Origin of the sequence: uncultured Thalassospira sp., from assembly GCF_963976115.1 — a bacterium.
Taxonomy (GTDB): Bacteria; Pseudomonadota; Alphaproteobacteria; order Rhodospirillales; family Thalassospiraceae; genus Thalassospira.
On the sequence record NZ_CAXBJJ010000007.1, the window covers coordinates 309,005 to 322,864 of the forward strand.

General features: G+C 54.5%; 18 protein-coding genes and 1 tRNA gene. 13 read left to right on the top strand and 6 right to left on the bottom strand.

Going from position 1 to position 13,860, the window contains the following annotated elements:
- Positions 1–9 precede the first annotated feature (9 nt).
- The 11 genes from AAC086_RS11450 (at position 10) to AAC086_RS11500 (ending at position 9,138) form a co-directional block, all read left to right on the top strand.
- Positions 10–1,140, top strand: a complete 1,131-nt coding sequence (locus AAC086_RS11450) for a cysteine desulfurase family protein (protein ID WP_339778801.1) — start codon at positions 10–12, stop codon at positions 1,138–1,140.
- Positions 1,141–1,165: 25 nt separating this feature from the next.
- Positions 1,166–2,389, top strand: coding sequence for an IscS subfamily cysteine desulfurase (locus AAC086_RS11455; protein WP_339778802.1), 1,224 nt, complete (start codon positions 1,166–1,168; stop codon positions 2,387–2,389).
- Positions 2,390–2,451: 62 nt separating this feature from the next.
- Positions 2,452–2,856 (top strand): Fe-S cluster assembly scaffold IscU, encoded by a 405-nt coding sequence (gene iscU, locus AAC086_RS11460; RefSeq protein WP_339778803.1) that lies wholly within the window; start codon positions 2,452–2,454, stop codon positions 2,854–2,856.
- Positions 2,857–2,906: 50 nt separating this feature from the next.
- Positions 2,907–3,248, top strand: coding sequence for an iron-sulfur cluster assembly accessory protein (locus AAC086_RS11465; protein ID WP_339778804.1), 342 nt, complete (start codon positions 2,907–2,909; stop codon positions 3,246–3,248).
- 136 nt (positions 3,249–3,384) lie between these two features.
- The gene (gene hscB, locus AAC086_RS11470; protein ID WP_339778805.1) at positions 3,385–4,023 is read left to right on the top strand and encodes a Fe-S protein assembly co-chaperone HscB; all 639 of its coding nucleotides are present in this window, start codon (positions 3,385–3,387) and stop codon (positions 4,021–4,023) included.
- Between the two features lie 23 nt (positions 4,024–4,046).
- Positions 4,047–5,960: a Fe-S protein assembly chaperone HscA gene (gene hscA / locus AAC086_RS11475; RefSeq protein ID WP_339778806.1), complete on the top strand. Its 1,914-nt coding sequence runs from the start codon at positions 4,047–4,049 to the stop codon at positions 5,958–5,960.
- 115 nt (positions 5,961–6,075) lie between these two features.
- Positions 6,076–6,411 (top strand): ferredoxin family 2Fe-2S iron-sulfur cluster binding protein, encoded by a 336-nt coding sequence (locus AAC086_RS11480; protein WP_339778807.1) that lies wholly within the window; start codon positions 6,076–6,078, stop codon positions 6,409–6,411.
- A gap of 48 nt (positions 6,412–6,459) precedes the next feature.
- Complete coding sequence (iscX, locus tag AAC086_RS11485) at positions 6,460–6,657, top strand: Fe-S cluster assembly protein IscX (protein ID WP_339778808.1); 198 nt, start codon at positions 6,460–6,462, stop codon at positions 6,655–6,657.
- 142 nt (positions 6,658–6,799) lie between these two features.
- Complete coding sequence (gene tenA / locus AAC086_RS11490; protein WP_339778809.1) at positions 6,800–7,504, top strand: thiaminase II; 705 nt, start codon at positions 6,800–6,802, stop codon at positions 7,502–7,504.
- Between the two features lie 129 nt (positions 7,505–7,633).
- Positions 7,634–8,818: a tRNA 2-thiouridine(34) synthase MnmA gene (mnmA, locus tag AAC086_RS11495; RefSeq protein WP_339778810.1), complete on the top strand. Its 1,185-nt coding sequence runs from the start codon at positions 7,634–7,636 to the stop codon at positions 8,816–8,818.
- A gap of 243 nt (positions 8,819–9,061) precedes the next feature.
- Positions 9,062–9,138 (top strand) — tRNA-Met (locus AAC086_RS11500).
- Positions 9,139–9,253: 115 nt separating this feature from the next.
- On the opposite strand, the gene AAC086_RS11505 is transcribed toward AAC086_RS11500, so the two are convergent.
- Both AAC086_RS11505 and AAC086_RS11510 read right to left on the bottom strand, forming a co-directional pair.
- On the bottom strand, positions 9,254–9,577 hold the full coding sequence (locus AAC086_RS11505; RefSeq protein WP_339778811.1) for a HigA family addiction module antitoxin: 324 nt from the start codon (positions 9,575–9,577) through the stop codon (positions 9,254–9,256).
- Complete coding sequence (locus AAC086_RS11510) at positions 9,577–9,855, bottom strand: type II toxin-antitoxin system RelE/ParE family toxin (protein WP_339778812.1); 279 nt, start codon at positions 9,853–9,855, stop codon at positions 9,577–9,579. The genes AAC086_RS11505 and AAC086_RS11510 overlap by 1 nt, the downstream gene beginning before the upstream one ends.
- Before the next feature lie 267 nt (positions 9,856–10,122).
- Between AAC086_RS11510 and AAC086_RS11515 the strand changes: the two genes are divergently transcribed.
- The gene (locus tag AAC086_RS11515) at positions 10,123–10,410 is read left to right on the top strand and encodes a hypothetical protein (RefSeq protein ID WP_339778813.1); all 288 of its coding nucleotides are present in this window, start codon (positions 10,123–10,125) and stop codon (positions 10,408–10,410) included.
- Between the two features lie 56 nt (positions 10,411–10,466).
- Here AAC086_RS11515 and AAC086_RS11520 read toward each other — a convergent pair whose 3' ends face one another.
- The gene (locus AAC086_RS11520; protein ID WP_339778814.1) at positions 10,467–11,366 is read right to left on the bottom strand and encodes a LysR substrate-binding domain-containing protein; all 900 of its coding nucleotides are present in this window, start codon (positions 11,364–11,366) and stop codon (positions 10,467–10,469) included.
- A gap of 100 nt (positions 11,367–11,466) precedes the next feature.
- Here AAC086_RS11520 and AAC086_RS11525 point away from each other — a divergent pair, with 100 nt between their 5' ends.
- Positions 11,467–11,772: a hypothetical protein gene (locus AAC086_RS11525; protein ID WP_339778815.1), complete on the top strand. Its 306-nt coding sequence runs from the start codon at positions 11,467–11,469 to the stop codon at positions 11,770–11,772.
- Between the two features lie 72 nt (positions 11,773–11,844).
- Here the strand turns inward: AAC086_RS11525 and AAC086_RS11530 are convergent, their stop codons facing one another.
- From AAC086_RS11530 to AAC086_RS11540, 3 genes are all read right to left on the bottom strand, one after another.
- Entirely contained in the window at positions 11,845–12,057 is a 213-nt protein-coding gene (locus AAC086_RS11530; RefSeq protein ID WP_339778816.1) for an alkylphosphonate utilization protein, read from the bottom strand.
- A 273-nt stretch (positions 12,058–12,330) separates the two neighbouring features.
- Positions 12,331–13,383, bottom strand: a complete 1,053-nt coding sequence (locus tag AAC086_RS11535) for a DMT family transporter (RefSeq protein WP_339778817.1) — start codon at positions 13,381–13,383, stop codon at positions 12,331–12,333.
- Positions 13,384–13,502: 119 nt separating this feature from the next.
- A partial coding sequence (locus AAC086_RS11540) for a hypothetical protein (RefSeq protein ID WP_339778818.1) occupies positions 13,503–13,860 on the bottom strand: 358 nt, incomplete at its 5' end.

Here is a 13,860-nt window from a genome sequence, read left to right on the forward strand (position 1 = left end):
AAAGACGTGATGAAACAGCCGGTTTACCTAGATTTTAACGCCAGTGCGCCCCTGAACGCCGCCGCCCGTGATGCGGTGGTGGCTGCCCTTGATGTTGCCGGAAATCCGTCTTCTGTGCATGGGGCGGGGCGCGAAGCCCGCAAGATTGTGGACCGTGCCCGCCGTCAGGTGGCCGACATGGTGGGCGGGGATTCTGAGCGGGTGATTTTCACCAGTGGCGGCACCGAAGCCAACAATCTGGCCCTGAACGGGCTGGAAAATGTGGTGGTGTTGACCAGCGCAATCGAACATCCATCGGTGATGGAAGCGCGCAATGATGCGCAGCGCATTCCGGTTGATGCCAACGGGGTCATTGACCTTCGCACTTTGGAAGACATGTTAAGGGTGTGCCGTGATGCCGGTGAAAATGTACTGGTATCGATTATGCTGGCAAATAACGAAACCGGTGTGATCCAGCCTGTGACGCAGGCGGCCTTGTTGGCCCGTGAATATGGCGCGAAAATTCATTGTGATGCGGTGCAGGCCGTTGGCCGGGTGCCGGTTGACATGGGGCGCTTGCTGGTCGATATGGTTTCGGTTTCTGCCCATAAAATTGGCGGACCCAAGGGCGTTGGCGCCCTGATCATTGCGCCAGGTGTGATGCTGGTGCCGCAAATGCGCGGTGGCGGCCAGGAAAAATACCGCCGTGGCGGAACTGAAAATGTTGCCGGAATTGCCGGTTTTGGTGCCGCCGCTGCGTTGATTGACGAGAAATTGACGAAAGCCGCCGACATAACAGCCAAACGGGACCGTTTGGAAAACGAAATTCTGGCCGAAGCGCCGGAAGTGGTGATCGCAAGTCGCGATGCGGTGCGCCTTGGCAATACCAGTTGCCTGATCCTGCCCGGAATGCCCGGCGAAACGCAGGTGATGGCAATGGACCTGGCCGGGGTGGCAATCAGTTCGGGATCGGCCTGTTCATCGGGCAAGGTGCGCGAAAGCCACGTGTTGAAGGAAATGGGTGTTGCAGAACCGGGATCGGCCATTCGGGTCAGTCTGGGGGCTGAAACAACCAACGAAGAGATCGATATGTTTATCCGTGTTTGGAGCCGGATGCGGGGCAATGCAGAGCGCAAGAAACTCGCGCGCAATGCTGCCTGAGAAAAATGAGTGAGGATGCCAAAAAATGAACGAGCTTAAAGCAAAGCCGATCTATCTGGACTATCAGGCGACAACGCCGACCGACCCGCGTGTCGTTGATGCAATGCTGCCTTATTTTTATGAGAAATTCGGTAATGCCCACTCGCGGAACCATTCGTTCGGCTGGGAAGCAGAAGATGCCATTGAACTTGCCCGTGGCCAGGTTGCGACCATCATTGGCGCGTCGCCCAAGGAAGTTATTTTTACATCCGGTGCGACCGAGTCAAACAACCTTGCGCTGAAAGGCGTGATGAAGTTTTACGGCAAGAAAAAGCCGCACCTGATCACCACTGTGACCGAACATAAATGTGTTCTCGACAGTGCACGCCATCTGGAACAGGAAGGGTACAAGGTTACCTACCTTCCGGTTCAGCAAAATGGCCTGGTTGATCTTGAACAGCTTAAAGCGGCGATCACTGATGAAACAGCCCTGGTTTCGATCATGGCGGTTCACAACGAAATTGGTGTGATCCAGCCGCTTAAGGAAATTGGCGAGATTTGCCGTGAACGCGGTGTGTTCTTTCATTGCGATGCGGCCCAGGCCGTTGGTAAAATTCCGCTTGATGTGAATGACATGAAAATCGACCTGATGTCGATTTCCGGTCACAAGCTGTATGGTCCGAAAGGCGTTGGTGCCTTGTTTGTGCGTCGTCGTCCCCGCGTGCGGGTTGTCGCCCAGATCACCGGTGGTGGTCAGGAACGCGGCATGCGTTCGGGCACCTTGCCAACCCCGCTGATTGTGGGTCTGGGTAAGGCTTGCGATATTGCGCTAAACGAAATGGCCGAAGAAAACGCCCGCATTATGGAACTGCGTAACTATACGCTGAACCGTTTCCGCGAACGTCTGGTCGACATTTACCTGAACGGGGATGAAGAAAACCGTGTTGCAGGCAACCTCAATATTTCCTTTGCCTATGTCGAAGGTGAAAGCCTTTTGATGGGTATCAAGAATATTGCGGTTTCGTCTGGTTCGGCTTGCACCTCGGCATCCCTGGAGCCGTCTTATGTGCTGCGTGCCCTGGGTGTTGACGAAGAACTGGCCCATACGTCGCTGCGCATCGGGATTGGCCGTTTCACCACCCGCGAGGAACTGGACCAGGCGGTCGATGCGATTTGCAGCGAAGTGGAACGTCTGCGCGAAATGAGCCCGCTTTGGGAAATGGCGCAGGAAGGCATCGACATTAAATCAATCGAGTGGGCCGAGCATTAATTGCCGCGCGTACTATATAATAGTTACAGAGAGACACAGGACTTCTTAGGAGGGTTCAAACCATGGCCTATAGCGAAAAGCTTCTTGATCACTATGAAAACCCGCGCAATGTCGGTTCGTTTGACAAAAACGAAACCTCTGTCGGGACCGGTCTTGTTGGCGCGCCGGCATGTGGCGACGTGATGAAACTGCAAATTCGTGTTTCCGCCGACGGGATCATTGAAGATGCAAAGTTCAAGACCTTTGGTTGCGGTTCGGCGATTGCGTCAAGCTCGTTGATCACGGAATGGGTCAAAGGCAAGACCATTGCCGAAGCCGGTGCGATTAAAAACTCGCAGATCGCCGAAGAGCTGGCACTGCCGCCGGTTAAAATCCATTGCTCGATCTTGGCTGAAGATGCCATCAAGGCGGCGATCAGCGATTACAACACCAAAAACGGCAAGGCCGAGGTTGAAGCCGCTGAATAAGCTGCTTTGCCCTGATAATCGCATGATTATCCGACGACAAGGAGACCAGGATGGCATTACCGTCGCCAATTAATGTAACACCCAGTGCCCTTGATCATATCAAGGCACTGCTGGACAGCCGCGGCAAACCGTCAGCGGGGATTCGTCTTGGTGTGCGCAGCAAGGGTTGTTCGGGTCTGTCATACACGCTGGAATACGCCGATGATGAAAGCGGATTTGACGAAATCGTCCAGCTTGATGATGGCGTGAAGCTGATGATCGACCCCAAGGCAATCATGTTTGTGCTCGGCACCGAGATGGATTATTCGGTCGACAAAATGGAAGAAGGTTTCGTGTTTCGCAATCCCAATGAAAAGGGTCGTTGCGGGTGCGGGGAATCTTTCCACGTTTGATGCCGCCGGTTTCCGGCTTGATCTTGTCGATGGCCCCGGTGTCTTCACCGGGGCCATCCCTTGATGGCATATGTTTTAACCGGGCAATATTGCCCGACCCGACGAACGTGTTAAATGAGACAGGCCTGAAAAGAATATGACTGCTGTGTTCAAACACACCAATACTCATCGTCATGGCAACAAAACCTGCTGGTCCTGCAAGGGGCCGGTCGATGCTGTGGCGCTGTTTTGCGATACCTGCGGTGCCATTCAGGCGCCGGGCCAACTGGATCATTTTTCCCGGTTCGAAATCGCACGTGATTTCAATGTCGATATTGATGCGATTGAAATTCAATATTTAAAACAGCAACAGGCCTTGCATCCGGACCGTTTTGCCACAAAATCGGCCCGCGAAAAGGCCCTGTCGCAGCAACAGGCTGCCAGCCTGAACGACGCCTTCGAGACCCTGAAAAACCCGGTATTGCGTGCTGAATATATGTTGCGCATGGCGGGCGTTGAACCCGAAGGCGGCGCAGGACAAACGGTGAATGACCCGGCATTGCTAATGGAAGCAATGGAAATGCGCGAAGCCCTGGACGATGCCGGGGACCGGGCGAAGATTGATGCGATTATTCGTGATGTGCGCAAAATGGCGCGCGATTGCGAAAAAGAAGTTGCCACTGCGATGAATGGCGGGGCCTATGATGCGGCCCGCAAATTGACCACGCGGTTGCGTTATCTGTTAAAAATGGCGCAGGAAGCGCGGGCCAAAAAGGCGCGCTCGGCTGCGGCCTGATACATTAAAACGGATTGAATTTTATGGCTTTGCTGACCATCCACGAACCCGGACAAACCCCGCTTCCCCACGAGGAAGAACGTAAACTGGCGGTCGGGATCGATCTGGGCACAACCAATTCTGTCGTGGCGATGTCGCGCGACGAAAAATCCGAAGTTTTACGCAATCCCGACGGGGGATCTGCGATTGTGCCCTCTGTTGTGCATTATGCCAGTGACGGCACGGTCACCGTGGGCGACGCTGCCCGGGATATGATCGACAGCCAGGCAAGCCAGGTGGTGTCTTCGGTCAAACGGCTGATGGGCCGTGGCCTTGAAGATGTGAAGTCGGTTGCGGGCACCTTGCCCTATCATGTTGAAATTCCCGACGCGCCAGCGGGCGATGATACCGCCAGTGCCCAACCGCAAATGGTGCGGCTTAATGTCGGCAACCGGGTGTTAACCCCGGTCGAAGTCTCAGCCGATATTTTACGCGCCCTTAAAGCCCGTGCCGAAGCCGCCCTTGAACAGGATGTGGAACACGCGGTTATCACGGTTCCGGCCTATTTTGATGATGCAGCGCGCACCGCAACCAAGGATGCCGCCAAACTGGCCGGGATCGAGGTGTTGCGCCTGGTGAATGAGCCAACCGCTGCCGCGCTGGCTTATGGCCTTGATAACGGTGCCGAAGGGCTTTATGCGGTTTATGATCTGGGCGGTGGCACGTTTGATATATCCCTTTTGAAAATGCAAAAGGGTGTTTTCCAAGTTAAATCAACCGGCGGCGATGCGGCATTGGGTGGCGATGATTTTGATCATGCCATTGTCGAGCATATTCTGGCGGCGCGTAAACAGGACGGCATTGAGGACACGATTGATGCCTCTGCTGCCAAGCGTTTGTTAAAGGTCGCCCGCTCGATCAAGGAAGTGCTGAGCACCGAGGATCAGGTTTATATCGCTGTTGATATTAACGACCGTGAAACCACCCACAGCATTAGCCGGGCCGATTTTGATGCCATGATCGCACCGATGATTGCGCGCACGGTGTCCATCACCGAACAGGTGCTTGATGATGCCGATGTGGCTTCCGACGACGTAAAGGGTGTTGTGCTGGTCGGTGGGTCCACCCGTGTGCCGGCGGTTCGTGCCGCTGTTGCCGCCTTGTTTGGCCAGGAACCGCTTTCCAATATCGACCCCGATGAAGTCGTTGCCGTTGGGGCCGCTTTGCAGGCCGAAGCCCTGACCGGGGGGTCGGATAACTTGTTGCTTGATGTTATTCCGCTGTCGCTGGGGCTTGAGACCATGGGCGGGATTGTCGAAAAAGTGATCGATCGCAACACGTCTATTCCTGTTGCCAAGGGCCAGGAATTTACCACCTATCAGGATGGCCAGACCGCCATGATGATTCATGTGGTGCAGGGCGAACGTGAAATGGTCGACCAGTGCCGGTCGCTGGCGCGGTTTGTTCTTTCCGGTATTCCGCCGATGGCAGCCGGGGTGGCGCGCATTCGTGTGAGCTTCCAGGTCGATGCCGACGGGCTGTTAACGGTTGCGGCGCGTGAAGAAGCCACCGGGGTGGAACAGGAAGTTGCGGTTAAGCCGACCTATGGCATTAACGAAACCGACATGGCCAACATGCTGCGCGAAAGCATGGTTAATGCCCGTGGTGATATGGAGTTGCGTTTGCTGACCGAGGCCCGCGTGGAAGCGCGGCGCAACATTCTGGCCGTGCAGGCCGCCATGAAGGTCGATGCCGAGTTGCTTGACGAAGATGATGAAAAGACCATAGCCGCCGGCATTGCGGAACTGGAATCCGCCATGCAGGGCGATGATCGCCAGGTTATTAATGATCTGGCCGAAGCACTTGATACCGCATCGCGTCCATTTGCCGAAAAACGTATGGATCGTGGCATTCGCCGCGCCCTTTCGGGGCAAAATGTGAACAGTGTCGGGACCTGAGCGGACCGTGATGAATTGACAAAACACGCTGCTGCGGCGATTGTCCCGACACATCGCTAAAGCGGGTCGATAAACAGAGATCGAAACAGAATTATATTCGAGGAGAAAGGCGCCGATGCCCAAGATCGTTTTTGTGGAACCTGACGGTTCGGAAAAAGAATTCGAAGTCGCCGACGGGTTGTCCGTTCTTGAAGCCGCGCATAAAAACGGCATCGATCTGGAAGGTGCATGCGAAGGCTCGCTGGCATGCTCGACCTGCCATGTTGTTGTTGATAGCGACTGGTTTGACAAGCTTGAAGAGCCCAGCGAAGACGAAGAAGACATGCTGGACCTGGCATTTGGCCTGACCGAGACGTCGCGTCTTGGCTGCCAGATCATCATGAGCGACGAGCTGGACGGCTTGCGTGTCCAATTGCCGTCGGCGACGCGCAATATGATGGTTGATAAATAATCTGGCCTGTTAACCGCCGGGCCTTTTCACCCGAAAAAGGGGACGACGATGCGCTGGACAGACACAATCGATATCGCGATCGAACTTGAAGAAACCCACCCGGATGCCGACAATGTGCATCTGCGCTTTACCGATTTGCATAAATGGGTTTGTGCGCTGCCGGGTTTCGAGGATGATCCCGAAGCATCGAACGAAAAGATCCTTGAGGCCATTCAAATGGCTTGGATCGACGAACGCGAAGACTGATTGCGTGGCTTTCTTTGACCTCGACCTATGGCGGGGCAGGGGATGAACAGCGCCATCTATCGCCAGATCAAGGACCAGCTCCGCCAACGCGGGCTGGTCTGATCTGTTTTATGCCTTGCCTGTAAGCCGTGGAGCCATCTTAATGACCAGCACCAATCGTTTTACCGACATTATTCCTGCCAATAGCCTGTTTGGGCAATTGCGGGCCAATGCCCCTGATGTCTGGAACCGGTATGTGGATCATGAATTTGTCCGCAAGCTGGGCGACGGCACCTTGCCCGAAGACTGTTTTCGCCATTATTTGATTCAGGATTACCTGTTTCTTATCCAGTTTGCCCGGGCCTATGCGCTGGCGGTTTACAAGGCGGGCGATTTGACCGCGATGCGCCACTATTCCCAAACCGTGTCGGCTATTCTGGATCTGGAAATGAGCCTGCATCTGGATTTCTGCAATCGTTGGGGGCTTGGCGAAAAAGATATCGTCAGCCAGCCCGAAGCGCGCGCCACCATCGGTTATACCCGCTATGTGCTGGAAAAGGGTCATCAGGGCGATATCATTGACCTGCATGTGGCTGTGATGCCTTGTATGGTGGGATATGCCGAAATCGCAAACCGGTTGATGGCACGTTCTGATACAAGGCTGGAGGGCAACCCCTACCGGGCGTGGATTGAAATGTATGCCTCGGACGATTTCCAGAATGTTGCCAAGGCCGAAATCACCTTGCTCGACATGCTGGCAACCCAACGCGGGGCCGCAGGCCGGATGGACGATTTAACCCGCACCTTTAGCATGGCCAGCCGCCTGGAAGCCGACTTTTGGCAAATGGGCCTTGATCTGGCAAAATAGGCAAGCTTGCCCATATAGGGTGCAAACAGAAAGTGATGGCGCGGCCAACACGCCATTAAAATACCGGATCAAAGATCGATAATCTGGTCGCCATCGCCTTGACCGATGGTGGGCCAAGGGAATGTGACGATGAACAGCCTTGGAATAGACAAAGCCCCCGAAGACACCCGCGTGGTTGTTGCCATGTCGGGCGGGGTCGATAGCTCGGCGGCAGCCGCTCTTTTAAAATCAGAAGGTTACGATGTGGTCGGGATCACGTTGCAGCTTTATGATATGGGGGCCAATGCGCCGTCGCGGGCGAAGTCCTGCTGTGCGGGCCGCGATATTTACGATGCCCGCAAAGTGGCCGAGGATATCGACATTCCCTATTATGTGCTCGATTACGAAAGCCGGTTTCGCGAAGAAGTGATCGATGATTTTGCCGATAGCTATCTGCGCGGTGAAACGCCGATTCCCTGTGTGAAATGTAACCAGACCGTCAAATTCCGCGATTTGCTGGAAACCGCGCACGATCTGGGGGCGGACTGCATGGCAACCGGCCATTATGTGCAGCGTAAACTGGCGGCCAACGGGCAGGCGGAATTGCACCGTGCGGCCGATGCCAACCGGGATCAAAGCTATTTCCTGTTTACCACAACCCGGGATCAGCTTGATTTTCTGCGCTTCCCGCTGGGACATCTGACCTCAAAGGCTGAAACCCGTGCCCTTGCCGCCCGGTTTGGCCTTGAAGTGGCCGATAAACCCGACAGCCAGGACATTTGTTTTGTCCCCGATGGCAAATATGCCCGTCTGGTGGAAAAACTGCGCCCCGAAGCGGGGGAACCCGGCCAGATTGTCGATGTTGATGGCAATGTGATGGGCGATCATCGCGGGCTGATCCATTACACGGTCGGGCAGCGGCGCGGCCTTAATATCGGGGGTACGGCAGAACCGCTTTATGTGGTGAAACTGGTGCCCGAAACCCGACAGGTCATCGTCGGCCCTAAATCAGCGCTGGCAAAGCACAGCATTTATGTCAAAGACCTGAACTGGCTGGGGGCGACCGCCATTGACCCCGCCGGGATCGAGGTTGAGGTCAAACTGCGCTCCGCCATGGCACCGGCCACAGCAACGCTTTATCCTGTCGCCGATACACCGGGACAGGCGCGGATAGATCTGCATACCCCCCAGTTCGGCATCGCACCGGGGCAGGCTGGCGTGATTTATCAGGGCGACCGTGTTTTGGGGGGCGGCTGGATCAGCACGCAGGAGCATCAGGCCGTTGCGGGCGATGCGCAGGTGGCATCGACCCGTCACGCTACCAGTGCGGCCTGACCATCGTTTAAAACGGCCTGTGGTTATCCCCGTCTTGGCACAGCCTTGCTGCCTTTGTGGCAGCATCGGGCAGGGCGGACAGGGCATCACCGCAGGCCGTATTATCACGGCTTTGTGCCACTTGTGATTTTGCGGTAATCTTTTTTGATAAAAACGTCAAAAAGGCGCTTGACGAGGGCGGTTCCCTGACGTAAAAACCGCCCCGTTCCGCACGACACGGAACACCGAACGACAAAGCCATATGGCGGAGTAGCTCAGCTGGTTAGAGCAGCGGAATCATAATCCGCGTGTCGGGGGTTCAAGTCCCTCCTCCGCTACCAATTATTTCAAGGGGTTACGGGTTATTCCGGCCCCTTGTTTTATTTTATTTTCCAAAAAATTTCTGATAGTTTTCCTTAATTGCCAGACAGGCGCTCAGGCAGCACACTTTGTGCTTTACGCGAGCGCAAGTGTCGCCGGATACACGTTGGCGGGTTGCCAGTTTGCTGTTTCCTGCTCTGCATCCCAAGTGTCTATCGTGGCTTGCAAATTTACCCAGAACTGAGTGGTCGTTTCCAGTACCTTGGCGATTTTGGCGGCAAGGGTGCTATCGATACGGGTGTGTCCATTTACGATCTGGCTCAGGTGTTTGGTGCTGATGCCAAGGTCGGCAGCCAGGGCCGTTTGGGTAATGCCGCGCGGTACCAGATAATGCTCGCGCAATATTTTGCCCGGATGGGTGGGGCGGCGATTACGGCGTAGCGGTTTGTCGTTTTGCATCAATGATAATCCTCGAAAGCAAGGACGGTAACGTCGGTTCCGTTCCATTTGAAAGTGATGCACCAGTTTCCGGTCACATGCATGGCATATTGGCCTTTGCGTGTGCCTTTAAGAGCATGAAAATCCTTCACGCCCATGCAATCTTTGATGTCAGTAATGTTATCAAGATGATCGAGGATCATGATCGCGTTTTCGTGGAACTGCTTACCAATATGTCTTGTTGCACCGTTCTCGAAAAGTTCGCGCAGGCCTTTGTCTTTTATCGCAATTAACGCCATACCGAATCCTTTATGGCATTACCAAAATGGTAAACATTGATGGCGGTTAGGTCAATATGAGTTTACGAAAACGGTAAACATATTTTCATCCCGATGCAACTTTATCGGTAACCAGCCATTTTTCGGGTCATCCATAGTTGATTGCCTGGGTTGATTTTGGTCGGCGTTTTGTCTGTGGTAGTTTGCGAAAGTTGCCTTTATTCATCTGGACTTTATGCCGGGTGCTGCCTATCACTACGTCACCACGATTTGATGTGAGGTGCCCGCATGAGCGACGAAAACCCGACCTTTAGTCCGACGGCATGGACACCGGCGCGGTGTGTGTTGTGGGAAAGCCTGAACACTGCCGAGCGCAAGGAACTGGAAGATATTGTTGCCAAGGGCAGTAATGTGCAGATCCCGGCGAAATTTATGGCGCAATATGAAGCGGCAAAAGGGATGGAGAAAAAGGTCGCGATTTCGCAGGATGTGCTGGACTGCATGCGGCGCATCGGTTGGACCGATGCCGTGATTGAAAGTGTTTATGGACCCTATTCGGACGAGAAATCGGCCTGAGGATGGCGTTACGCCCGAATTTTTCGGGTTCAGATATTTCCGCGTTTCCGGGGCGTTCAGGCAAAAAGCCGCATGCCGCGCTCTGCAATGGTTTTAAACCCGGCAACCACATGTTCGGCAAGGGCATCTTCGATGGCACCGGCCCCGTCGCGTTTGGCAAGGGTCATGCGGTATTCCCCCAATTCGGGCAGGCCATGGGCATTGCCCAAATGAACCAGATCGTCGGAAATCACGCTGATCGGAAGCGGGGCAATGGCAAGGTCGGCCCGCACAGCCGCAATCTGTGCCTGGCAAAATTCGCTGGTATAGGCAATGCGGTAATGAAGCCCGGCATCATCAAGTGATTTAAGCGCCATGGCGCGCCAATAGCAGCCCGGCTCGGCCAAGGCCACTGGCAGCGGCCGCTTGTCGCAAGCGGTGCCATGGCGCGCGCCCAGCCACACCAATGGCTCGGCATGAATAGGGCTTTGGCTGTCAAGTTCGGGATTGAAACTGAAAATGGCGATGTCAATTTCACCCAGCGTGATGCGTTTGCGCAAATTGTTGGTTGGGCCCAGGTAAACATCGACCTCGACATGGGGGTGGGTGGTGGCAAAGCGGTGTAAAATTTCGGGCATGGCAACGATGCCGTTATCGTTGGGCGCACCCAGCCGCACCCGCCCCTGAAACTGGGGATGCAGGAATTTGGAAAAGGCTTCGTCATTGAGCCTGAGCAACCGGCGCGCATACCCCAGCAGCATTTCGCCGTCGCTGGTCATGCGGACTTTGCGGGTTTCGCGGTAAAACAGATCCCGCCCGACCATTTCTTCAAGTTTTTTAACCTGAAGGCTGATCGCCGATGCACTGCGATGGACGTGCTCTGCCGCGCGCGAGAAATTGCCGGTTTCGCAAATGGCAACAAAGGTGCGTGCCAGATCAAGATCCAGACTGGGCAGGGACGGGGGCAAGGCAGACATTTGCTTATCCTTTTGAGGTTTTCTCATAGATAAGGTTAAATCTTCTCGTTTGTTTAATCAATAGCATTGCGGCATGGTCATTGAAACACAGGAGGTTTTGATGACAACCCGAACGTTTAACCCGCAAAAAGCCGCTATTGATACCCGCCAGAACAATAACAATAGTCGTTTTCATTGCGCTATTGCATGGGCGCGCCGTTTTTACGAGGCCTATCAGGTCAACCGCCAGGACCGGTTAAAAATCCGTCAGCTCGAAAAACTCGATGACATGGTTTTGGGTGATGTTACCGGGCTGACACGGGCACAACTTGAGATTGCTTTGCGCCTGCCAGCCGGGATGGCGCGGCGCGAAATTGCCCGTAACATGCGGGGCGATGACATTGGCATGTTTGGCAAGGGTGTCTGAAACAAAAAGGACGACCGTTTGCAGATATGACTGCAATTTCGGTCGTCCTTTTTTGAAGGGGAGCCTGCGAGCTTAGGCTTTTTTCAGAAATTCGGTTTTCAGTACAATGGTGGTTTTGCCATTGCGGCATTCCACTTCGCTGTCCTTGTTGGTCAGGCGCAGGTTTTTCATTACGGTGCCGCGTTTCAGGGTGGTCGAGGTGCCCTTTACCTTCAGATCCTTGATCAGGGTAACGGAATCACCGTCGTTTAATTCCGTGCCATTGCTGTCTTTTACGTCGCTCATCGGGTCCTCGTTCGGTGCGGCCGGTTTTGTTGGCCGGTTGAAATGCAAACAGGGGTTTGGGTTGCACGATTTATAACGGCTGCGAATCGTTTTGGGGAATAAAATTGCCCTTTACGGGCAAATTTTCCGATGATGCGGCTACAGGCGAAAAAACGGGTAATTGATTTGTTCGTTTTCCATGATCAGGGCTTTGGTGTCGCGGGCTTCTTCAGGCGATGTTAAATTCCGCGTAAATGGTTGATAGTGCCTGATTGGCAACCCCTTGATGCCCGGTCACGCCCCGGTGGCGGATTTTGGCGACAGCAATGTTTTGCGCAGCCACGACAGCGGTCGACCGTCAATAATCGCCAAACCCAGCCCAATCGCCAGCATTCCGGCAATGTCATTGGTGCCAAGGGCTTCGCCCAGAAAGCAAAATCCCAGCAAAATTGCACTGATCGGAATAAGGAACGTTACCAGCGCAAGGTTGCTGGCCCCCGCACGCCCCAGAAGCTTAAAATACAGCAGATAAGCCAGTGCGGTGCTGATGCTGGCGATGCCAGCCACGGCCAGCCATGTTGGCAGGCCGGGGACGGGCAATGTCCAGGGGGCATCGACCAGGCAGACAATTGGCACCAGCATCAGACTGCTTGCCGTGGTTTGGCCAGCTGCCGTTACAAGGGGTGGTGTGTTTTTAAACCGGCGGCCAAAAATAGCGGCACAGCCATAGGATATAGCGGCGATTAACACCGCAAACGGGGCAATTGTCGCCAATGACAGGTCCTCATTGTCGATAATGCCTTTTGCTTGCCCCAGCCCGTCAAATGCCGGAATACCGGTAACAATGAGAACGCCGATAAAGCCGGTAACCACGCCGATCACCTTGCGCGACGACAGTTTTTCATTGTCCGTTGCGATATGGGCAATCATCAGGGTGAAAAGCGGTGTTGTTGCATTCAGGATGGCGGCAAGCCCGCTGGCAATGTAGGTTTGGCTCCAGACGATCAGGGAAAAGGGCAGCAGGTTGTTGAGCAGCCCCATGACCATAAAACTGATCCAGATGGGGCGAGAGGTTGGCAAAGCAATGCGGCGTGCTGCAATGACCAGCCACAAAATAACCGAAGCCAGCGCCACCCGGGCCAGAACCAGCGTAAAGGGCGGCAAATCGCGCAGGGCGACTTCGGTAAAGAAAAATGACCCGCCCCATAACAGCGATAACGTCAGTAACATTGCCCAACTGACACCATCCATTTTTGGCCCTGCCGCTGTTGTGCGCGGTGTTGATGCGCGGGCGGGATCGGGCGCGGACCCGGCGGGGGCGAGGGCAGGTGATATCGGCTTGGTCATGATTGGCTCCGGCGGGTTGAAAGGCAGGTGAAGGTGCTTGGTGCGCAAAATATGCGGTTCTTCGCCCGCTGGCTCGCCATTTTCGGACTCTGTCATTTTTAAGGAATGTGGGGGGATATTCAGATCATTGAATGAAGACACGATTGGCGAAAACGGGAGTCGCCAGTTTCTGCCCGGCGCAATCCAATATCGGCCAACGGATGGTCGCTCATATCCTTGGGGGCAAAAACGCGCTTCTTGCGGCGCACGCGCTGTGTCAGTCGGTCAAACAACCGGTTTATCGCCCCCAGAAACCCGTTCTGGAATTGATCGGGGTGCTGCGGACAAATAGGGGCGTTATCGCCGGTTTGTAATGTTGATTCCGGGGAATGGTTTGTGTGGTGATCATTGGTTTTACCAATGATGATGGTGCTGTGACCCATTTTAAAGCATATTTCCTTTAATATGACCCATTTTGTTTGTTTTTGGCGTGTCGTT